Source organism: Streptomyces sp. DG1A-41 (genome assembly GCF_037055355.1).
Classification (GTDB): Bacteria; Actinomycetota; Actinomycetes; order Streptomycetales; family Streptomycetaceae; genus Streptomyces.
In genome coordinates this window covers 2082053-2102806 of record NZ_CP146350.1, presented here as the reverse complement: position 1 = coordinate 2102806, position 20754 = coordinate 2082053, and the positions used below count along the sequence as shown (strand labels likewise).

Below are 20754 nucleotides of genomic sequence, written 5' to 3'. Positions count from 1 at the left end.
GTCACGGCGGCAGTGCACGGCACAGCGCCTCCAGGGCCGGCCCGTACGCATGCTCGGAGGGAGACGCGTATCCCACGACGAGGCCGTCGCCCGCCGCCATGTCCGTGTCCGGGTGCCAGAACGCGGCGAGGCCGTCGAGGGCGATGCCCTGCCAGGTGGCGGCCTTGACCGTGGACGTCTCGGTGCCGGGCGGCAGCCGCAGCACCGCGTGCAGCCCGGCCGCGATGCCGGTGGCCTCGATGTGCGGCGCGTGGTCGGCGAGCGCCGCGACGAGCCGGTCCCGGCGGTCGCGGTACCGCTGCCGCATACGCCGTACGTGACGGTCGTAGGCCCCCGAGACGACGAAGTCCGCGAGGCTCAGCTGGTCGAGGACGCTCGCCCACGCCTCCCGGTCCCCCTTGACGGCCAGGACGGCGTCGACGTACCGCTCCGGGAGCACCATCCAGCCCAGCCGCACCGCCGGTGACAGGCTCTTGCTGACCGAGCCGATGTGGATCACGCGCTCGGGGTCGAGGCCCTGGACGGCGCCGACCGGCTTGCGGTCGTAGCGGAACTCCCCGTCGTAGTCGTCCTCCAGAACCAGCCCGCCACGCGCGCGTGCCCAGTCGATCACGGCGGCCCGGCGCGCGGGGTGCAGCGGGCCGCCGGTCGGGAACTGGTGCGCCGGCGTGAGCAGCACGGTCCGCTCGCGCCTCAACCGGTCGATCCGGGCGCCGTGTTCGTCGAGGGGGAGCGGCACGGTCCGCACACCGGCCGCCGCGAGGACCTCCCGGTGGAATCCCAGCCCGTACGCCTCCACCGCCAGGGGCCCGTGCAGGACGCCTCCTCCGAACAGCAGCCGCAGCGCGTGCGCGAAGCCGGAGCAGATCACGATCCTGCCCGGCTCGGTGCGCACACCACGCGCGCGTGCCAGGTACTCCGTGAGCGCCTCCCGCAATTCGATCCGGCCGGCCGGGTCACCCGGGCCGAACACTTCGTTGGGCGCCTGCTGGAGAGCCCTCCGGTAGGAGGCGAGCCACGCGGTGCGCGGGAACGCCGAGGTGTCCGGCGTGCCCTGCGTCAGGTCGTGCCGGGGTCCACGCGCGCGTGGCGGTGCCTTTCGGGGAACGCGGGCGGCGGGCCGCAGCGGCTCGGCCCGCTCCGCGACCCGGGTGCCCGAGCCCTGACGGGCGGTGAGCCAGCCCTCCGCGACGAGTTCCGCGTACGCGTCGGCCACCGTGTTGCGGGCGACGCCGAGATCGGCCGCGAGCGAGCGGTACGGCGGCAGCCGCGTGCCCGGAGCGAGCCGCCCGCTGCGCACGGCCTCCCGCAGGGCCCGGATCAGCGCCGCGCGCCGGCCGCCCGGCCCGGTCAGCTCCAGATGCAGGTCCGACCCGATCCGTTCCGCGGAATTGACCCACGAAGCCGCCATGGAAATGAACCCTACAGCGGGTCTATCCGGATCGTAGGTTGAGGGACATGATGACGCACACGAGCACGAACAGCACGCAGGTGAAGGCGCCCCGGCTGGAGTTCGCCAAGGCCGCCCCGAAGGCCTTCCGGGCCCTCGTCGCCTTCGACGCCGCCGCGCGCGAGGGCCTCGACCCGGCCCTCGTCGAACTGATCCAGATCCGCGCCTCGCACCTCAACCACTGCGCTTACTGCCTGCACATGCACACCAGCGACGCCCGCAAGGCCGGAGAGAACGAGGACCGGCTGCACATGGTCGCCGTGTGGCGCGAGGCCCGGCACTTCTTCACCGAGCGGGAACAGGCGGTTCTCGCCCTCACGGAGGCGATGACGCTCGTCGCCGACGCGGGTGTCCCGGACGAGGTCTACGCTCAGGCCGCGGCCCACTTCGACGAGCCGGAGCTGGCCCAGGTCCTCGCCCTGATCTGCACGATCAACACCTGGAACCGGGTGGCGCTGTCGACGGGGAAGGTGGCGGGGACGGACGAGCGGTGACGCTCCGGCGTCTCGGGAAACCCTCCGGCGTCTCGGGGGACGCGGCGTTTCTACACAGCCATGGGCCGGTCGTACGGCCCGATCGGTGACGGGAGTCTCGAACTGCCCGTCAGATGGCGGTCGACCGCCGCCGCCACGGCCCGCCCCTCGGCGATCGCCCAGACGATGAGCGACTGACCCCGGGCGGCGTCCCCCGCGGCGAACACACCGGGCACGTTCGTGGCGAAACCGGCATCACGCGCGATCGTGCCGCGGGGCTCCAGTTCCAGCCCCAGCTGGTCGACGAGCCCGTCCTTCCGGTCGGGCCCGGAGAAGCCGAGGGCGAGCAGCACGAGGTCGGCGGGGAGCGTCCGCCCGGTGCCCTCCACCGGGCGGCGCCGCGCGTCCACCTCGACCAGGTGCAGCGACCGCACATGGCCCTCCGCGTCCCCGTCGAAGCGCAGCGTGGACGCCGCGAACAGCCGCGCGTCCGCGTCGGCCACCGGGGCCGTCCGCAGGTCACGGGCCTCCTCGTGCGCGGCGGACAGCCGGTAGACCCGCACCGGATACGTCGGCCAGGGCTCGGTGTCCTCGTCGCGCTCGGTGTCCGGCAGCGCGTAGATGTCCAGCTGGGTCACGGACGCGGCGCCCTCCCGGACGGCCGTGCCCAGGCAGTCGGCCCCGGTGTCACCGCCGCCGACGATGACGACGTGCTTCCCGGCGGCCGACAGCGGGGACGTCTCCAGGTCGCCTTCGCACACCCGGTTGGCCAGCGGGAGGTACTCCATCGCCTGGTGAATGCCCGTCAGCTCCCGGCCCGGCACGTCGAGTTCACGCCACGCGGTCGCCCCCGTGGCGAGCACCACGGCGTCGTAGCGAGTCCGCAGCTCATCGGCCCTGATGTCCCGCCCGACCGCCGTCGACATACGGAACTTGGTCCCCTCGGCCCGCATCTGCTCCAGCCGCCGCTCCAGATGGTGCTTCTCCATCTTGAACGCGGGGATGCCGTACCGCATCAGCCCGCCGAGCCGGTCGTCCCTCTCGTACACGGCGACCGTGTGCCCGGCCCGGGTCAGCTGCTGGGCCGCGGCCAGCCCGGTGGGCCCCGAACCGATCACCGCGACCGTCTTGCCGGACAGCCGCTCCGGCGGCCTCGACGGCGCGAAACCCTCCTCCCACGCCCGGTCGGCGATCGCGCACTCGACGTTCTTGATGGTGACGGCCGGCTGGTTGATCGCCAGCACACATCCCGCCTCGCACGGCGCCGGGCACAACCGGCCGGTGAACTCCGGGAAGTTGTTCGTGGCGTGCAGCCGGTCGGCGGCCGCCCGCCAGTCCTCCCTCGACACCAGGTCGTTCCACTCGGGGATCAGGTTGCCCAGCGGGCAGGCCTCGTGGCAGAAGGGGATGCCGCAGTCCATGCAGCGGTCGGCCTGCTTGCTGATGATCGGCAGCAGGGCCCGGGGGACATAGACCTCGTCCCAGTCCCGGACACGCTCCTCGACGGGCCTGCGCGGCCAGTCCTGGCGGGGGGTGGTCATGAAACCCTTGGGGTCGGCCATGGCCGTCTTCCTTGCGTGCGCGTGTGTCAGGCCGTGCGTCGTCGGGCAACGCTCCTTCCGGCCACGATACGTCCGCGGCGGCACACCCGCAGGGGCCGGGGCGGCGCCTGCGGGTGTCTCCAGGCGGCGCCTGCGAGTGTCTTCAGGTGAGGGCCAGCACGTACGCCACGGCCGCCCCGGCCGAGGCGGCCGCGCGGACGTGGTTCCACATCGTCCACTCGCGCACATACGCCGGCCAGTACGCGGCCGCCTCCGAGCTGCCCGGCTCCAGCCTGGCCAGCGCGTCGTTGCGCGGCACGTTCGCGACGATGGTCAGCCCGAACGAGCCGAACAGGTACAGCGCGCTGCCCACCAGCAGTTCCACCGTCCCCTCGTCCGGCCACAGCACAAACGTCACCACGGCGATCACCGCGCACAGCACGGCCGACCCGAGGAACACGACCATGAAGGGCGGTGTCACCGCGGCCACGTTGATCGCGTTCATCGCGGCGACCCCCTGCGCGGGCGGCAGCGTGGCGAGGCCCCGCATGACGAATGTCGAGAAGCCACAGAACACCCCGGCCACCAGGCCGGTCCCGAGCACACCCAGCACCGTCAGCACGAAGTACGGTCCGTCGATCATGTCAGCCTCTCCCGCCCGTCCCGCCGGGATCCTTCCCCGGCACCCTTCCCCACCACAAGTGAAATCCCGTACGAGAACAGTGACCATGGCCGATCCGCGCGGGGCCATACGCGAACCTCCAGGGTCCACCGATGGGCCGGGGCAGGCGTGGCGGCCGCTCGGCACGCGAGCGCCACCGCATGACCGACCGGCCGCGCTGCCGTGGCGGCATGCCGTGAAGGCGCACTCTGGCCCTACGGCGGCGAACGCCGGCTCCGGACCGGGTCACCCGGCGGACCCGAGCCCCGCCTCGGTCCACCCCCTCAGCACCGTCTCCACCGCTGACGCGATCCGCCGACGCGCCTCGTGCCGCGGCACCCCGCTCATCAGGAGCCGGTCGTACGGCGTGTCCAGATGCCGTACGGACGCCACGACCGCCGAGGCCACCGCCCCCTCCGTCAGCGCCCGCCCGGCCGCGCTGCGGCCCACCCGCCCGCTGCCCCGCTCCGAGGCGTGCGCGGCGATGGCCCGAGCACGGTCGGCCGGACATCCGGGAAACAGCCGCCGTATCTCCGCCGCGAACGCCTGAGCGAACAGCGCGTCCTGAGCCGCCCGCCGCCGCGCGTCCCGCACCCGGCGCCGCCGTCGCGCCTCGGCGTCCGCCAGGCACCGCTGCTCGGCCCTCGCGAGCGCCGCTTCCTCGACCAGAACGCCCTGCCGCTCGTAACGGCTCTTGCGCCGGTTGAACCGCACGACCACCGCCGACAGGGCGCTCTCCTCCCGCGATCTGCGCGTCAGCGCGGTGTCGCCGCTCGGCAGGAACACCAGATGCCCGAGGTCGGCGCAGTCGAGGCAGCGCGGGGCACCGTCCTCGAGGACGAGCAGCGGCAGCGGCCCTCGCCGGCACTCGGCGCAGTGCCGCCGCTTGAGGGGCTGGAAGACGAGAAGTCCGGTGGGGGTGTGGGGCGGGGGCGTCGCGCGCGGGGCCGTACGGGGTTCCGGGACCATCCGATGCTCCGGGGCCATACGAGGTTCCGGGACCACAGGGGGTTCATGGACCATGGGAGGTTCATTCCCGCTGACGGCGGCGCGCACTGCATCCGCCGGAGGAGCCCCGGGCGATGACGGCGCCTTTCGATCTGCCGCCCCTGCCCGGTGTCTGCTGCGCTCGGGGGCGCGACACGTCCTGCCGCGGCCTGGCGCATCATGGGCCGTGTGCGACTCGAAGCGATCACCTGGGACCGGCTCGGCGACCTGCTCGCCGAGCGCCTGCTCGACCTGAAGCCCGCCGACGGCAGTCCCTGGCCGCGCATCGCCTTCGACGGCGCCCCGGCCGCCCGCCCGGGAGACCTCGCCCAGCGTGTCTCCGAGGCGCTGCGCATACGCGGCCGTTCCTCGCTCGTCGTGGGCACGGAGGGCTTCCTGCGCCCCGCCTCCGTGCGACTGGAGTACGGCCACCGGGACCTGGAGTCCTACTACAGCGGCTGGTACGACACCAACGCCCTGTGGCGCGAGGTCTTCGGCCCCCTCGAAGCCGGCGGCGACGGCCGCGTCCTGCCCGACCTGTGGGACCCGGCCGCCGACCGGGCAACCCGTAGCTCTTACGTCCAACTCCCGTCCGGAGGTGTGCTGTTGCTCCACGGACCCTTCCTCCTTCGACACTGGTTCCCCTTCGATCTGAGCGTCCACGTCCTGCTCTCCCCGGGCGCCCTGCACCGCCGCACGCCCGAGGCCGAGCACTGGACCCTGCCGGCCTTCGAGCGCTACGAGCAGGAGACCGACCCGGCGGGCACGGCCGGCGTCCTGGTACGGGCCGATGATCCGCGCCACCCGGCGTGGGGCGGCTGAGCCGCTGTCGGTCGGCCCGGGGGCGCCGTCCCGTGTGCGGGCGCCGGGTGGCGCGGCGAGAATGAAAGGCGCCGGGACTCGCGGTGCCTCCCGCGCCGCGCCGGCCGTCCGGCACCGGGAGGTACTCCATGACCACCGCCCGAGACATCATGCACCGCGGCGCCCAGTGGATCCCCGCCCACGAAACCCTCGACCGCGCGGCCCAGCTCATGCGTGAACTGAACGTCGGCGCCCTGCCCATCAGCGACGAGAACGAGCGGCTCTGCGGAATCCTCACCGACCGCGACATCGTCGTCGGCTGCGTCGCCTTGGGCCGCGATCCCGCCAAGGTCACCGCGGGCGAGATGGCCAAGGGCACCCCTCGCTGGATCGACGCGGACGCCGATGTCGGTGAGGTGCTCCACGAGATGCAGGAGCACCAGATCCGTCGGCTGCCCGTCATCCAGGACAAGCGCCTGGTCGGCATGATCAGCGAATCCGACCTGGCCCGGCATCTGGCGGACGACCAGATCGCCTCCTGGGCCGAGAGCGTCTACGCCAGGACCAGCCCGCGCTGACCGCGCCTCACCTCACCGTGCCCCCGCAGGTCACGGTCGTCGTCAGAGCCAGCCGCTGCGCCGGAAGCCCCGGTACAGCGTCAGGCACGCGACGGATATGACGCCGATGACCATGCCGTAGCCGTATCGCCAGTGCAGTTCCGGCATGTGGTCGAAGTTCATGCCGTACACCCCGCAGACCATCGTCGGCACGGCGATGATCGCGGCCCATGCCGTGATCTTCCGCATGTCCTCGTTCTGGGCGACCGTGACCTGCGCGAGGTGTGCCTGGAGGATGGAGTTGAGCAGTTCGTCGAAGGCGGCGATCTGTTCCTTCGCCCGCAGCAGGTGGTCCGAGACGTCGCGGAAGTACGCCTGTATCTCCGGGTCGACCGCCCGGATCGGCCGGGTGGCGAGATCCTCCAGCGGCCGGCTGAGCGGCACCACTGCCCGCTTCAGCTCGAGGAGTTCACGCTTGAGCTGGTAGATGCGTCCCGGGTCCACCCGCGCGCCCGTCTCCGCGAACACGTCCGTCTCGACCTGGTCGATGTCCGCCTGTACCGAGTCCGTGACGGTCAGGTAGTCGTCCACCACGTGGTCCGCGATCGCGTGCAGCACCGCGGACGGGCCCTTGGCCAGCTGGCCGGGGTCGGACTCCAGTTCCTCGCGCAGCGGGCCCAGCGAGCCGTGCCGGCCGTGCCGCACCGTGATCACGAAGTCCTTGCCGACGAAGACCATGATCTCGCCGGTGTTCACCACTTCGCTGGTGGCCGTGAGTTCCTCGTGCTCGACGTAGCAGACCGTTTTGAACACCGTGAAGAGCGTCTCGCCATAGCGCTCCAGCTTGGGGCGCTGGTGGGCCTCGACGGCGTCCTCCACGGCCAGGGGGTGCAGGTCGAAGAGCTCGGCGATGCCCGCGAACTCCTGGTCGGTCGGCTCGTGCAGGCCGAGCCAGACGAAGCCCTCACCCTTCTTGCGTACCGACTCCACGGCGTCCACCAGATCGCCGCGCGCGGCGGTGCGGACACCGTCCCGGTACGTCACGCAGTTCACCACGGAGGAGCCGAGCGGGGAGCGGGCCGGGTGACTCAGGTCGACGCGCGGGCGCCGCCGAGCCAGCCGAGCCACCTTGCGCAGGCCGCCGACCCCACCGAGGCTCGTGACCTTCCGCAGATTCCCTGCCATGGACATCTGCATCTCCTTGCGTGGAGCTCCGCGCGCCGTTCCCGCGCCTTGGCTCGTCAGTCTGCCAGGCCGACGTGAGCTGCGAGTAAGCCTGTGGAAACGGCTCGTTCCGCTTTGTTCCCGGCTGTGGACGAAGTCGTTCCCGGCCGCGACCGAAAAGGGCTGCCGCAGGGTCCGCCTCCCCGAGACGTCGACGCGTGCCGGGGCCGTGCGGTTCTCCGTACGGGAGCGTCGACCCTTCGTGCCGGGGCGACTCTCCGTGTCGGGTTGACTCTTCGTGCCGGGCCGGCTCGGTACCGGGCCGACTCTCGGTACCGGAGCGTCGACCGTGCCGGACAAGTCGTATAAATGGGATGATCGCGGCATGACGCGAACCGATGGGTACCTCCTCGACAACCGGCAGACCGAGGCGGCAGAGCACTTCAGCGCCTTCGCCGCTCTCTTCGACCCCACGACGTTCCGGCATCTCGAAGCACTCGGCATCGGATCCGGCTGGCGGTGCTGGGAGGTCGGTGCCGACGGCACCTCCGTGGTGTCCTGGCTGGCGAAGAAGGTCGGCCCGACCGGACGCGTCGTCGCGACCGACACCGACACCTCACGGCTCGCCGCCGCCCGGCCGCCCGTCGAGGTGCGCGTGCACGACCTCGGCGCCCAGGAGCCGCCGGGGGAGGGCTTCGACCTGGTGCACGCCCGACTTGCCTTCGGCCACGTGACCGACCGGGCACGGGCTTTGCGCTCCATGGTCCAGGCGCTGCGCCCTGGCGGTCGCATCCTGGTCGAGGACGCCGACCCCGCCCTTCAGCCGTTGCTCTGCCCCGACGAGTACGGCCCCGAGCAGCAGCTCGCGAACCGGCTGCGGCACGGCTTCCGCAGACTGCTCGCCGACCGAGGGACCGGCCTGCCCTGCGGCCGCACCCTGCCGCGGCTGCTCCGGGAGGCCGGCCTGACCCGCGTGCACGCCGACGCCTACTTCCCCGTCGCCTCGCCGGCCTGCGCCGCCCTGGAGTCCGTCACGATTCGTCAGATCCGCGACCAGCTGGTCACCGCGGGCCTCGCCACGGACCAGGACATCGACCGGCATCTCGCGAACGTCACCTCCGGCGCCCTTGATCTGACGACGGCTCCGATGATCTCGGCGTGGGGGCGCAAGCAGTAGCCAGGGTGGTGCGGGGCGCCGGGCATCAGCGGGGCAGAGGCGGTCTGCCGCCCACCCGTTCCACCGCCCTCGCACCCGCCCGGCAGCCCTCCGCCGCCGCCTCCTCCGGCCCGGCACCCGCGAGCACGGCGGCGAGGAACGCGCCGGTGAAGGCGTCACCGGCGCCCGTGGTGTCCCGCGGCGTCGCCGGTACGGCGGGGACACGGGCGCACACCTTCCCCGAGCGGGCCACGAGCGCCCCTTCGTGCCCCTGCTTGGCGACCACCAGCGGAACACGCAGGCTCAGCTCGGCCGCCGCCTCGGCCGCGTCGGTCAGCCCCGTCAGCAGACACGCCTCGTCCCGGCTGGGCAGCAGTATGTCCACGCCCTCGACGATCGCGAGGGAACGCCCGGCGCCCAGCTCCCCGAGGAAACCGGCCGACGCGGGGTCCAGACTCACCGGCACGCCACGTGCGCGTGCGGCTTGAATTGCCACCGTCACCAGGGCGCGACTCGGTTCGGAGAACAGGAGGTAGCCAGACAGGTGCAGCCGGGCCACGCCGTCGAGCAGCGCGTCCGACCAGTCGGCGGGTTCGAGCCGCAACGACGCGCCGCTGTCGGTGAGGAACGTCCGCTCCGCCGAAGCACCCCCGTCCACCAGGCAGATCACCGTGCCGGTCGGCGCCCGCGGGTCGACGACGAGCTGCGGACGCACGCCGTGGGCCACCAGCTCACGCTCGTGCCAGGCTGCGGCCTCCGCACCCACGCGCCCGAGCAGCCGCACCTCCGCCGCGCCCCGGTGCGCGGCCCAGCACGCCACGTTGGCGCCCGCCCCGCCCGGCACCGTCCGGATCGAGGCAGCCGTGTCCGTACCGGCCGCGAGCGGCCCCTCGTGCCGCGCGACGACGTCGGTGATGACGTCCCCGACGACCAGCAGCACGCCGCCCGCCGCCGAGCGCGCAGCGACTTCCGACGGGGCGGTTCCAATCCCCGTCGAGCCCACTGGGACCTCCGGCGGGCCAACTCCGCTCTCCGCCGAGCGCGTCCCGCCCCTCGCCGAGCCCGCTGCCACCTCCGATGGGCCGGCTCCGCTCCCTGCCGAGTCAGCTCTGCCCACCGCACCGCGGTCGGCCCCGGCCCCGGTCATCCCCGTGCCCAGGCCGCCGCGATCCGCGCCGCCAGGCGTACGTTGCCGCGGACCGCCGCCAGGTTGGCGCTCAGGGAGGCGCCGTCGGTGTGCCGTACGAGGTAGTCGAGCAGGAAGGGCGTGACGGCCTGGCCGGTGATTCCCTCCTGCTCGCACGCGTGCAGCGCGTCCGCGAGCACGCGCGCGTGCAACTCCGGATCGAGTTGCTCCGCCTCGGGGACGGGATTGGCGACGATCAGCGCCGACTCCGGCCCGGCGAGGGCGTCCTGGGCCCGCATCACGCCCGCCACCTGCTCCGGCGTCCGCAGCGTCCAGTCGGCCGGATGCCCCGAGTCGGACAGATAGAAGCCGGGGAACCGGTCGGTGCCGTAACCGGCCACCGCGACACCTAGCGTCTCCAGCCGCTGCAAGGTCGCCGGCACGTCCAGGATCGACTTCACCCCGGCGCACACCACGGTGATCCGCGTCCGCGCCAGCAGCCCCAGGTCGGCCGACTCGTCCTGGGTCACCGTCCACTCCCGGTGCACCCCGCCGAGTCCACCCGTGGCGAACACGCGCACGCCCGCCAGCGCCGCCAGCAGCGCCGTCGCCGACACCGTGGTCGCCCCGCTCGCCCCGGAGGCCGTCGCGAGCGGCAGGTCGCGGTGGCCCAGCTTGCGGATGCCGTCCTCGTTCGCGACCCGCTCCAGTTGCTCCTTGTCCAGCCCGACATGGGGTCGCCCGTCGAGCACGGCGATCGTCGCGGGCACCGCGCCCGCATGCCGCACGGCCGTCTCCAGCTCCAGCGCCACCTGGAGATTGCGCGGCCGCGGCAGCCCGTGGGCGATGATCGTGGACTCCAGGGCCACCACGGGCCGACGTGCGTCGATCGCCTCCCGCACTTCTTCTGACACCACCAGCACCACGCGCCTGCCTCCTGTCGGTCGGTCTTCCCTCATCTCTGGCGGGCGGCGCGCCGGGCCAAACCCTTGCGGGCTGTCGACGACGTCACCAGCCTGGGGTGCATGACGGACAACACACCACGACTCGACCACGTCGTCCTCTGGGTGCGCGACCCGGTCGCCGCCGCCGACTTCTACGAGAAGGCCGTCGGCCTGGAGACGATCCGGCTCACCGAGTTCGCCGCCGGTGCGGTGCCGTTCCCCTCCATACGCGTCAACGACGAGACCATCCTCGACCTCATGCCGCTGACCTTCGCGGAACGCATGACGATGCTGCCCGGCGCCGCCGACAGCGCGGGGCACCCCGTCAACCACGTCTGCCTGTCACTGCACCGGGGCGACTTCGACGCCCTTCTCAGCCGCCTGGAGGAACGCTCCGTACCGGTGTCGGACCTCTCGTACGACTCCTTCGGAGCCCGGGGCAAGGCCACGCGCAGCTTCTACTTCCGCGACCCGGACGGCAACGTCTTCGAGGCGCGGCACTACGACTGACCAGCCCGGTCTCAGAACAGCGGCTCGGGCAGCACCCCTTCGAGGGCGAGCAGCTTCCGCTTGGTCTCCATCCCGCCCCCGAAGCCCCCGATGCCGCCGCCGCTCTCGACGACCCGGTGACAGGGCACCACCACCGGCAGCGGGTTGGCGCCCATCGCCATGCCCACGGCCTGGGCGGCGCCCGGCTGGCCGACCCGCCGGGCCAGATCGCCGTACCCGACGACCGTGCCGTACGGCACACCGGAAGCCAGCTCGCGCAGGACCTCCCGGTTGAAACCGGAGGTCAGCGACCAGTCCAGCGGCAGGTCGAAGTCCCGGCGCCCACCCGCCAAGTACGCCGCGACCTGGCGTATAGCGTCGGCCAGCAGCGGGGAGCCGGGCGCCTCGACGGGCTCGGCGCCGAGCCGTGACGCCAGCCGCTCGACCGCCCGGTCCCGCACCGCGTCCGTGGCGTGGAACACCACGCTCACCAGGCCCTCGCGGGTCGCCGCCAGCAACAGCGGGCCGATGTCGCTGTCGACGACGCCCCACACGCCCCGCTGCTCAACCTGCCCATGGCTGTCCATGCGCCCACCGTACGACCCGCCACTGACAATGCCGCCCCGACCGGACGGACCGCCCACCGGCAGCCGGCCTGCCTCACCCGTCCACGGCCTCCCGGACCACATCCGGCTTGTTCGTGATGATCCCGTCGACCCCGTACCCGGCGACCCGCTGGGCCGTCGCCGCGTCGTCGACCGTCCAGGTGAAGACCTCAAGCGGCCTGCCGTGGGGTCCGCTGAACGCCTGGACGGAGGAGACGTACGCCGTGGAGAGCGAGCCGTGCGAGGGATTGATCTGGTCGGCGAAGCCGGCAAGGAGCGGCAGGTCCGACACGGGCGGCGTGCCCAGGAAGCCGGTCTTCACGGCCGGCTTCAGCTCGTGCACCGTCCGCACGCTGTCCGCGCTGAAGCTCTGCACGATCAGCCGGCCCGCCAGATGCGACCGGTCCAGCCAGCCCTCGTTGCTGAGGACCTTGAGCGTCTGCCGCTCGATGCCCGGGTACAGCTCCGGCTTCTTGATCTCCAGGAGAAGCTTCTGGTGATGGCGCTCGACGCGGTTCACGAACTGCTCCAGCGTCGGCACGCGCGCGCCCGCGTACGCGGGGCCGAACCAGCTGCCCGCGTCGAGACGGGCGATCTCGGCGGCGGTGAAGTCCTTCACCTTCCAGGGAGCCCGGTCGGGAAAGACCTCCTCGACGTCGGTGGTGCGCCGCAGGCTGTCGTCGTGGAGGACGACGAGCTCACCGTCCCTGGTCCGCTGCACGTCGTTCTCCACCCAGCGGATGCCCAGCTCGGCCGCCTTGTCCACGGCGGCCAGCGTGTTCTCGGGCGCGTACGCGGAGGCCCCTCGGTGCGCGATGACCAGCGGCAACCCGCCGCCACCGGCGGCCCGCGCCGGGGAGACGGGGAACAGGAGGGCGGCGGTCCCCAGGAGCGCGGTGGTCGAGGCGGCAACAGCGCGCGCGTGCATACGTACTCCTCGCGTAGAGCGATCACGGCATCACAGAGAGCTCAACTGTGACAGCAGAGGGTCAACGCAAGAGGGGTACAGGATGGCCACAGGTTGAATGGAGATGACCCAACTGCGCTCACCGGTACCGCACAACTGGGGCAAGGACGTGTTTCTTTGCCGGAAAGCCGTTCGACCATTCCGGTGGGGGTCATACTCACTGCGTCACCCTGACCGCTCCTGCGGTCCTGGGAGGGGGCGCACATCAGGAATTCCGGGACGCAAAGGGCGGGGAGGGCAGCCGCGCATGCAGGGCACGGTCGACGGATTCAGCTACGGCCTGGTCACACCTCTGGTGGCCTACCTCATGGCCTGCCTCGGCGGAGCCCTGGGCCTGCGCTGCACCACCAGATCCATGCTCGTCGCCCAGTCCTGGCGCCCCGGCTGGCTCGTCCTCGGCTCGGCCGCCATCGGCTCCGGCATATGGACCATGCACTTCATCGCGATGATGGGGTTCACGGTCCGCGGGACCCCGATCCACTACGACAAGCCGATGACCTTCGCGAGCCTGGCCGTCGCAATCGTGATGGTGGGCATCGGGATCTTCATCGTCGGCTACAAGGGAGCCCGCGGAACGGCCCTGTTCACAGGCGGCACCATCACCGGCCTGGGCATCGCGTCGATGCACTACCTCGGCATGGCCAGCATGCGCCTGGACGGGAAGCTGGAGTACAACACGTTCACCGTCGGCATCTCCGTCGCGATCGCCATGGCCGCCGCCACCGCCGCCCTGTGGGCGGCCGGCCAGGTCCGGGGCTTCCTGTGGAGCGTGGGCGCCAGCCTCGTCATGGGTCTCGCCGTCAGCGGCATGCACTACACCGGCATGGCCGCCCTCAGCGTCCACCTGCACGGCACGGCCGAGCCCGCAACGGGAGAGTCGCCCGCGGCCCTGCTCACCCCCATGCTGATCGGCCCGCTCGCCTTCCTCCTCCTCGCGGGCGTCGTGGTGATGTTCGACCCGCTGATGGTCATGGGCAAGCCCGCGGTCGTTCCCGTCGAGCAGAGGCCCGGCATCCCCGCCCACACCCACACCGCCCACAACCCGCAGCGCCTGCGGCTCCGCCCCCGCCGCACCGTGGAGCACCGCGGCTCCCGGACACCGCAGAACCGCTGATCGGAGCCCGTTGTCAGTGCGGGGTCGTACGGTGGAACCCATGCGGCCCGTTTCCCACATCGAACGCACGGTGGCGCCCTTCGAGGTCGTCAGCCCCTACCAGCCGAGCGGCGACCAGCCGACGGCCATCGCCGAGCTCGCCCAACGCATCCAGGCGGGCGAGAAGGACGTCGTCCTCCTGGGCGCGACCGGCACCGGCAAGTCCGCCACCACCGCGTGGATGATCGAGAAGCTCCAGCGCCCCACGCTCGTGATGGCGCCGAACAAGACGCTTGCCGCCCAGCTGGCGAACGAGTTCCGGGAGCTGCTCCCGAACAACGCCGTCGAGTACTTCGTCTCGTACTACGACTACTACCAGCCCGAGGCCTACGTCCCGCAGTCGGACACCTACATCGAGAAGGACTCCTCGATCAACGAGGAGGTCGAGCGCCTTCGCCACTCCGCGACCAACTCGCTGCTCACCCGCCGCGACGTCGTCGTGGTCGCCTCGGTCTCCTGCATCTACGGCCTGGGTACGCCGCAGGAGTACGTGGACCGCATGGTCCCCCTCCGTGTCGGCGAGGAACACGACCGCGACGAGCTGCTGCGCCGCTTCGTGGACATCCAGTACACGCGCAACGACATGGCTTTCACCCGCGGCACCTTCCGCGTCCGCGGCGACACCATCGAGATCTTCCCGGTCTACGAGGAGCTGGCCGTCCGCATCGAGATGTTCGGCGACGAGATCGAGGCGCTGTCCACGCTGCACCCGGTCACCGGCGAGATCATCAGCGACGACCAGCAGCTGTACGTCTTCCCGGCCTCCCACTACGTCGCAGGGCCCGAGCGCCTGGAGCGGGCCGTCAACGACATCGAGAAGGAGCTGGGCGAGCGCCTCGCCGAACTGGAGAAGCAGGGCAAGCTCCTGGAGGCCCAGCGCCTGAGGATGCGCACGACGTACGACATCGAGATGCTCCGCCAGATCGGCTCCTGCTCCGGCGTGGAGAACTACTCGATGCACTTCGACGGCCGCCTGCCCGGCTCCCCGCCCAACACCCTGCTGGACTACTTCCCGGACGACTTCCTCCTCGTCATCGACGAGTCGCACGTCACGGTCCCGCAGATCGGCGCCATGTACGAGGGCGACGCCTCCCGCAAGCGCACCCTCGTCGACCACGGCTTCCGGCTGCCCTCCGCCCTGGACAACCGCCCCCTGAAGTGGGAGGAGTTCCAGGAGCGCATCGGCCAGACGGTCTACCTGTCGGCGACCCCGGGAGCCTACGAGCTCTCCCGCTCGGACGGAGTCGTCGAGCAGATCATCCGCCCCACCGGCCTCGTCGACCCGGAAGTCGTCGTCAAGCCCACCGAGGGGCAGATCGACGACCTGGTGCACGAGATCCGGCAGCGCACCGAGAAGGACGAGCGCGTCCTGGTCACCACGCTCACCAAGAAGATGGCCGAGGACCTCACGGACTACTTCCTGGAGTTGGGCATCCAGGTGCGCTATCTGCACAGCGACGTCGACACCCTGCGCCGCGTCGAACTCCTGCGTGAGCTGCGCGCCGGCGAGTACGACGTGCTGGTCGGCATCAACCTCCTGCGGGAGGGCCTCGACCTGCCCGAGGTGTCCCTGGTGGCGATCCTGGACGCCGACAAGGAAGGCTTCCTGCGCTCCGGCACCTCCCTGATCCAGACCATCGGCCGCGCCGCACGCAACGTCTCCGGCCAGGTCCACATGTTCGCCGACAAGATCACCCCGGCGATGGCGAAGGCCATCGACGAGACCAACCGGCGCCGGGAGAAGCAGGTCGCGTACAACAAGGAGCGGGGCATCGACCCCCAGCCGCTCCGCAAGAAGATCAACGACATCGTCGCGCAGATCGCCCGCGAGGACATCGACACCGAGCAGCTGCTGGGCTCGGGCTACCGCAAGGCGAAGAAGGACGGCGGTGGCACCAAGTCGCCCGTGCCCTCCCTTGGCAGGACCGCCGAGGGCGCCAAGCCGGCCAAGGGCAGGGGCAAGGCCAAGGAGACGGTGCCGACCGACCGCCCCGCGGCCGAACTCAGCGAGCAGATCGAGGAACTCACCGCACGCATGCGGGCCGCCGCCGCGGATCTCCAGTTCGAGATCGCGGCCCGGCTGCGCGACGAGGTCTCCGAGATGAAGAAGGAACTGCGCCAGATGAAGGAGGCGGGCCTGGCCTGACAGCGGACCGCGTACGCGCAGTGTTGCAAGACCGACACAAAGCGCGGACCGGGGTACGTCACTGTCAGTGCACCTGCGTAGGGTTCTGAACAACCGCGACTGCGCGGCAACAGGGGACGTCCGAGAGGGGATCAGCGCGTGACCGTCAACATGACCAAGGGTCAGGCCATCAGTCTGCAGAAGAACGACGGCGGCAGCCTGACCGCGGTGCGCATGGGTCTCGGCTGGCAGGCGGCTCCCCGGCGCGGCCTGTTCGGCTCGCGTACGCGAGAGGTCGACCTCGACGCCTCGGCCGTCCTGTTCGCCGACAAGCAGCCGGTCGACGTCGTCTTCTTCCGCCACCTGGTGAGCGACGACGGCTCGGTGCGCCACACCGGCGACAACCTCGTCGGCGGTGTCGGCCAGGGCGGCGACGACGAGGCGATCCTCGTCGACCTGTCACGCGTCCCGGTCCACATCGACCAGATCGTCTTCACCGTGAACTCCTTCACGGGCCAGACGTTCCAGGAGGTGCAGAACGCGTTCTGCCGCCTGGTCGACGAGACCAACGGCCAGGAGCTCGCCCGCTACACCCTGGCCGGCGGCGGCCAGTACACGGCCCAGATCATGGCCAAGGTGCACCGCTCGGGCCAGGGCTGGACGATGACGGCCCTCGGCAACCCGGCCAACGGCCGTACCTTCCAGGACCTGATGCCGGCGATCCTGCCCGTCCTCTGAGGCCCCGGGGGCGACCGGCCGGGGCGGGCCGGTGAGCGGCACACGACACCACACAACGACACAGGGGGAGAAGGCGATGACGGCCGAGCTGGTGCGGGGGCAGAACCACGCGCTCTCCCAGGCCCGTCTCGAGATCCGGATCTCGGCCGGCACGCCGATCGTGGCCGCGGCCGCGTTCAGCGACGAAAGCGGCCGGATCCACGGCGTGGAGTGGGTCGCCCACCCGGGCGCGCCCACCCAGCCGGGGCTCGAGGTCTCCCGGCAGGCCGCCGCCGACCATCGCCTCGCGGTGGATCTGGACGCCGTGCCGGAGGCCGCCCACCGTGTCGGCGTGCTGCTCGCCCTGCCCGCCGCCGGGGCGAGCCCGGTCCGCTTCGGCGCCGTGGCCGCCCCGTTCGTCGCCGTCACCGGCCTCGACGGTGCCGAGATCGCCAGCTACACCATCACCGGCCTGGAGGCCGAGTCGGCGGTCGTCGCCCTGGAGCTCTACCGCAGGCAGGGCGCCTGGAAGGTGCGTGCCGTCGGCCAGGGGTACGCGGGCGGCCTCGCCGAACTCCTCACCGACCAGGGCCTGCCCCAGGCCCACCAGCTCGCCGACAGCATCGACGACGCGGTGGCCCAAGGGGTGGCCCGCTCGGTGCAGGCGCCCCCGCCGCGCACGGCGGACGGCGACCGCTCCCGGCAGGCGGCGGCCCCGGCCCTCGGCCCGGACCAGGGCGGTATCGCTCCTCAGCCGGGCCAGGCATCACCGATGCCGCCGTACGGCGGTCACACGCCCGGCGGGCCGGGGCAGCCCGCGCCGCGGCAGCCGTCGTATTCCGGCGCGGCGCCGGAACCCGACGCTGTCACCCAGCCGTCCCCGCCCACCGCGGGCGGTCCGGTCGACTACAGCCACCCGCGCCGCCAGAACGCCGCTCCGCCCCCGCCGCCCACCGCACCCCCGGCCGCACCCGGACAGTCCGCACAGCCCGTCGCCGGCGACGCGACCGGCTGGTCCATGGACGAGCGGCTCTACAACCAGGTGTGGGGCATGTTCGAGGACCTGGCCCGCAGCACCGCCGCATACCGCAGCGCCGTCGACTTCGCCGAGTCCCGCATGGACAAGGAGCTCGAACAGGTCCTCTCCGACCCGCGGGGCCGGATCGGCGGACAGGGCGACGCCGCCCGCGAGGCGGCCCGTGCCCGGCACGCCCAGCTCGTCGCCCAGGCCAGCCAGGCCCTCGACCGGGACCTCGCCCAGCTCACGGCCGAGGCCGAGGTCGTCGAACCGGCTCTCCCCCCGGCGTATGCCCGTTGGGACAGCCCCGTCTGGCACAACTACCGGGTACCGATGGAGATCCCCATGGCCCTGCGCCTGGGTGACCTCCATCTCCCCGAGGCCGACCGGATCCGCATTCCGATGCTGGTCCGGCTGCCGCTGGAGCGCGGTTTGTGGATCGACAGCGGCCGGACCGGATCGTCCGACGGTTCCTTCGCGGACTCGCACACCCTGGGGCGTCTCGCTCTGGAGACGGCGGTCGCGCACGCGGCACGGCTGCTCGCCGTCTACCCGGCGGGGGAGTTCACCGTCCACGTCATCGACCCGGCCGGCTCGGGCGCGCAACCGCTCGCACCCCTCGTGCAGACCGGTGTGCTCGCGGCCCCGCCCGCGCTCGGCGCCGCAGGCGTGACGGACGTGCTGACCCGGCTCATCCAGCAAGTCGACCTGGTGCAGATGGCGGTGCGGGGAGGGGCCGCCGACTCCCTCCCGCCCGGCTTCGACACCTCACAGCAGTTGCTGATCGTCAACGACTTCCCGCACGGCTTCGACGACCGGGCCGTGAACCAGTTGCGCTACCTCGCCGACGAGGGTCCCGCCTTCGGCGTCCACCTGATGATGGTGGCGGACCGCGAGGAGTCCTCCGGATACGGGCCTTTGCTCGACCCGTTGTGGCGTTCGCTGCTGCGACTGACACCGGTGCCCGACGACCATCTCGCCGACCCGTGGGTCGGTCACGCCTGGACGTACGAGCCCTCGCTCGTGCCGCCGGGCAGCCAGGTCCTCCAGCAGGTGCTCGCCCAGGTCGCGGTCGCCCGCACCAAGGGTGCGTAAAGCATCTGACCAGGCGTTTTGGCCTCTCTTTTACCAAGTACTTTACCTTTTCTTGGTGATTGCGGTACTGTTATCGGCACGGAGGGGAGTACTCCCTGTCTGCTGCGGCGTCCCCGTCAATACGGATCAGGCCAGATCCCGGGGCGTCGGCCCATCCTTGGGTGGAAGAGACCTCCGGCAGCGACGACGCTGACATTTGCCGTTACGACTGCCGGAGGCGCAGTGGATGTTTCCGTGACCCTATGGGTCCTGACGATCGTGGGGCTCGCAGCCCTGATCGCGGTCGACTTCTTCATCGGCCGCAAGCCGCACGACGTGTCGATCAAGGAAGCCGGGATCTGGACGGTCGTCTGGATCGTTCTGGCCGCGCTCTTCGGGCTCGGCCTCCTCATCTTCGGCGGCGGCCAGCCCGCCGGCGAGTTCTTCGCGGGCTTCATCACCGAGAAGTCGCTGAGCGTCGACAATCTCTTCGTCTTCGTCCTGATCATGGCGAAGTTCGCGGTGCCCTCGCAGTACCAGCAGCGCGTACTTCTGATCGGTGTCCTCATAGCCCTGGTCCTGCGGGCCATCTTCATCGCCGCGGGCGCGGCGATCCTCGCCAGCTTCTCCTGGGTCTTCTACCTCTTCGGCGCTTTCCTGATCTGGACCGCCTGGAAGCTCATCCAGGAGGCCCGGGCGGACGAGCAGGACGAGGAGTTCGAGGAGAACAAGCTGCTCAAGGCCGCCGAGCGCCGCTTCGGTGTGGCCGACCGCTACCACGGCACCAAGCTGTGGATCCAGGAGAACGGCAAGCGGGTCATGACCCCGATGCTGGTCGTGATGCTCGCGATCGGCTCGACGGACGTGCTGTTCGCGCTCGACTCCATCCCCGCGATCTTCGGCCTGACGCAGGACCCCTACATCGTCTTCACGGCCAACGCGTTCGCGCTGATGGGTCTGCGCCAGCTGTACTTCCTCATCGGCGGCCTGCTGAAGAAGCTGGTCCACCTCAGCTACGGCCTGTCGATCATCCTGGGCTTCATCGGCGTGAAGCTGGTGCTGCACGCGCTGCACGAGTCCGGGGTGCACGTGCCCGAGATCAGCATTCCGGTCTCGCTCGGCGTGATCTGCTCCGTCCTGATCATCACCACGATCACCAGCCTGCGGGCTTCGAAGAAGCAGGCGGCGGCCGAGGCGGCGCAGGCGCAGGGCGAAGGCGCCCCGAAGGACAGCGTCGACGTCTGACCACGTCGGACGTAGGAGCAACAAGCACCGGGGCCGGTGGTCGGCGAATTGCCGATCACCGGCCCCGGTGCTTGCTTGGTTCTTGAGCGCGTCCTCCGGCCCGGGGACGCCGTGGCCGGCCGGAGGTGCCAAGAAGTTCGTACAGAGCATCGACTTCGAGACCGAGCGCATGGACGAGATGGAGCGTGTGTTCGAGGAGGCGAGGAGATGCTTCACCGACCGGCCGGGCGGCCCCACGCAGCGCATGCTTCTGAAGGACCGAGACAATCCGCGCCGCTGTCTGGCTCTGATCGAGTTCGATTCCTACCAGGAGGCCATGCGCAACAGCAACGACCCCGAGACCAGCAGGATGGCGGAGCAACTGGGCGCGCTCTGCATCGGCGAGCGGGTGTACACCAACTGCGACCTCCTGGACGAGCGCGAGTTCGTGGAGCCCCGCCGCACGCGTACGCGCGTAGCCCCGCGGCACGTGTGAAGGGACTCCGCACGACCGGAGTGCGG

At 71.3% G+C, this 20754-nt stretch carries 20 protein-coding genes; 11 read left to right on the top strand and 9 right to left on the bottom strand.

The window, feature by feature from the left end; translation table 11 throughout:
• Position 1: 1 nt before the first annotated feature.
• A complete protein-coding gene (locus tag V8690_RS09885) occupies positions 2–1411 on the bottom strand; it encodes a PLP-dependent aminotransferase family protein (protein WP_338777412.1) in 1410 nt (469 codons plus the stop codon).
• Positions 1412–1458: 47 nt separating this feature from the next.
• On the opposite strand from V8690_RS09885, the gene V8690_RS09880 reads away from it, so the two are divergent.
• Positions 1459–1944 (top strand): carboxymuconolactone decarboxylase family protein, encoded by a 486-nt coding sequence (locus V8690_RS09880; RefSeq protein ID WP_338777410.1) that lies wholly within the window; start codon positions 1459–1461, stop codon positions 1942–1944.
• 50 nt (positions 1945–1994) lie between these two features.
• On the opposite strand, the gene V8690_RS09875 is transcribed toward V8690_RS09880, so the two are convergent.
• From V8690_RS09875 to V8690_RS09865, 3 genes are all read right to left on the bottom strand, one after another.
• Entirely contained in the window at positions 1995–3485 is a 1491-nt protein-coding gene (locus V8690_RS09875; protein ID WP_338777408.1) for a glutamate synthase subunit beta, read from the bottom strand.
• 142 nt (positions 3486–3627) lie between these two features.
• Positions 3628–4107: an anthrone oxygenase family protein gene (locus V8690_RS09870; protein WP_338777406.1), complete on the bottom strand. Its 480-nt coding sequence runs from the start codon at positions 4105–4107 to the stop codon at positions 3628–3630.
• Positions 4108–4371: 264 nt separating this feature from the next.
• Positions 4372–5094, bottom strand: a complete 723-nt coding sequence (locus V8690_RS09865) for a DUF2293 domain-containing protein (RefSeq protein WP_338777404.1) — start codon at positions 5092–5094, stop codon at positions 4372–4374.
• A gap of 207 nt (positions 5095–5301) precedes the next feature.
• Between V8690_RS09865 and V8690_RS09860 the strand changes: the two genes are divergently transcribed.
• Both V8690_RS09860 and V8690_RS09855 read left to right on the top strand, forming a co-directional pair.
• On the top strand, positions 5302–5934 hold the full coding sequence (locus V8690_RS09860; protein WP_338777402.1) for a uridine kinase: 633 nt from the start codon (positions 5302–5304) through the stop codon (positions 5932–5934).
• A gap of 128 nt (positions 5935–6062) precedes the next feature.
• The gene (locus tag V8690_RS09855; RefSeq protein WP_338777400.1) at positions 6063–6491 is read left to right on the top strand and encodes a CBS domain-containing protein; all 429 of its coding nucleotides are present in this window, start codon (positions 6063–6065) and stop codon (positions 6489–6491) included.
• Positions 6492–6533: 42 nt separating this feature from the next.
• On the opposite strand, the gene V8690_RS09850 is transcribed toward V8690_RS09855, so the two are convergent.
• Positions 6534–7661: a magnesium and cobalt transport protein CorA gene (locus V8690_RS09850; RefSeq protein WP_338777398.1), complete on the bottom strand. Its 1128-nt coding sequence runs from the start codon at positions 7659–7661 to the stop codon at positions 6534–6536.
• A 358-nt stretch (positions 7662–8019) separates the two neighbouring features.
• Between V8690_RS09850 and V8690_RS09845 the strand changes: the two genes are divergently transcribed.
• A complete protein-coding gene (locus tag V8690_RS09845) occupies positions 8020–8811 on the top strand; it encodes a methyltransferase domain-containing protein (RefSeq protein WP_338777396.1) in 792 nt (263 codons plus the stop codon).
• A gap of 25 nt (positions 8812–8836) precedes the next feature.
• On the opposite strand, the gene V8690_RS09840 is transcribed toward V8690_RS09845, so the two are convergent.
• Both V8690_RS09840 and V8690_RS09835 read right to left on the bottom strand, forming a co-directional pair.
• Positions 8837–9778 (bottom strand): sugar kinase, encoded by a 942-nt coding sequence (locus tag V8690_RS09840; protein WP_338785305.1) that lies wholly within the window; start codon positions 9776–9778, stop codon positions 8837–8839.
• A gap of 155 nt (positions 9779–9933) precedes the next feature.
• Positions 9934–10842, bottom strand: a complete 909-nt coding sequence (locus tag V8690_RS09835; protein WP_338777395.1) for a pseudouridine-5'-phosphate glycosidase — start codon at positions 10840–10842, stop codon at positions 9934–9936.
• 99 nt (positions 10843–10941) lie between these two features.
• Here V8690_RS09835 and V8690_RS09830 point away from each other — a divergent pair, with 99 nt between their 5' ends.
• Positions 10942–11370, top strand: coding sequence for a VOC family protein (locus V8690_RS09830; RefSeq protein ID WP_338777394.1), 429 nt, complete (start codon positions 10942–10944; stop codon positions 11368–11370).
• A gap of 11 nt (positions 11371–11381) precedes the next feature.
• Here V8690_RS09830 and V8690_RS09825 read toward each other — a convergent pair whose 3' ends face one another.
• Positions 11382–11936, bottom strand: coding sequence for a methylated-DNA--[protein]-cysteine S-methyltransferase (locus V8690_RS09825; RefSeq protein ID WP_338777392.1), 555 nt, complete (start codon positions 11934–11936; stop codon positions 11382–11384).
• 73 nt (positions 11937–12009) lie between these two features.
• Positions 12010–12882: a glycerophosphodiester phosphodiesterase family protein gene (locus V8690_RS09820; protein ID WP_338777390.1), complete on the bottom strand. Its 873-nt coding sequence runs from the start codon at positions 12880–12882 to the stop codon at positions 12010–12012.
• A gap of 286 nt (positions 12883–13168) precedes the next feature.
• Between V8690_RS09820 and V8690_RS09815 the strand changes: the two genes are divergently transcribed.
• The 6 genes from V8690_RS09815 (at position 13169) to V8690_RS09790 (ending at position 20728) form a co-directional block, all read left to right on the top strand.
• Positions 13169–14035 (top strand): MHYT domain-containing protein, encoded by an 867-nt coding sequence (locus V8690_RS09815; protein ID WP_338777388.1) that lies wholly within the window; start codon positions 13169–13171, stop codon positions 14033–14035.
• Between the two features lie 40 nt (positions 14036–14075).
• Positions 14076–16220 carry an excinuclease ABC subunit UvrB gene (gene uvrB / locus V8690_RS09810; protein ID WP_338777386.1) on the top strand — a complete coding sequence of 715 codons (2145 nt, stop codon included), beginning with the start codon at positions 14076–14078 and terminating at the stop codon, positions 16218–16220.
• A 138-nt stretch (positions 16221–16358) separates the two neighbouring features.
• On the top strand, positions 16359–16937 hold the full coding sequence (locus tag V8690_RS09805; RefSeq protein WP_338777384.1) for a TerD family protein: 579 nt from the start codon (positions 16359–16361) through the stop codon (positions 16935–16937).
• Positions 16938–17013: 76 nt separating this feature from the next.
• Positions 17014–19029 carry a TerD family protein gene (locus tag V8690_RS09800; protein WP_338777382.1) on the top strand — a complete coding sequence of 672 codons (2016 nt, stop codon included), beginning with the start codon at positions 17014–17016 and terminating at the stop codon, positions 19027–19029.
• Positions 19030–19251: 222 nt separating this feature from the next.
• Positions 19252–20253 (top strand): TerC family protein, encoded by a 1002-nt coding sequence (locus tag V8690_RS09795; protein ID WP_338777381.1) that lies wholly within the window; start codon positions 19252–19254, stop codon positions 20251–20253.
• Between the two features lie 169 nt (positions 20254–20422).
• A complete protein-coding gene (locus tag V8690_RS09790) occupies positions 20423–20728 on the top strand; it encodes a hypothetical protein (protein WP_338785303.1) in 306 nt (101 codons plus the stop codon).
• The last annotated feature ends 26 nt before the right edge of the window (positions 20729–20754 follow it).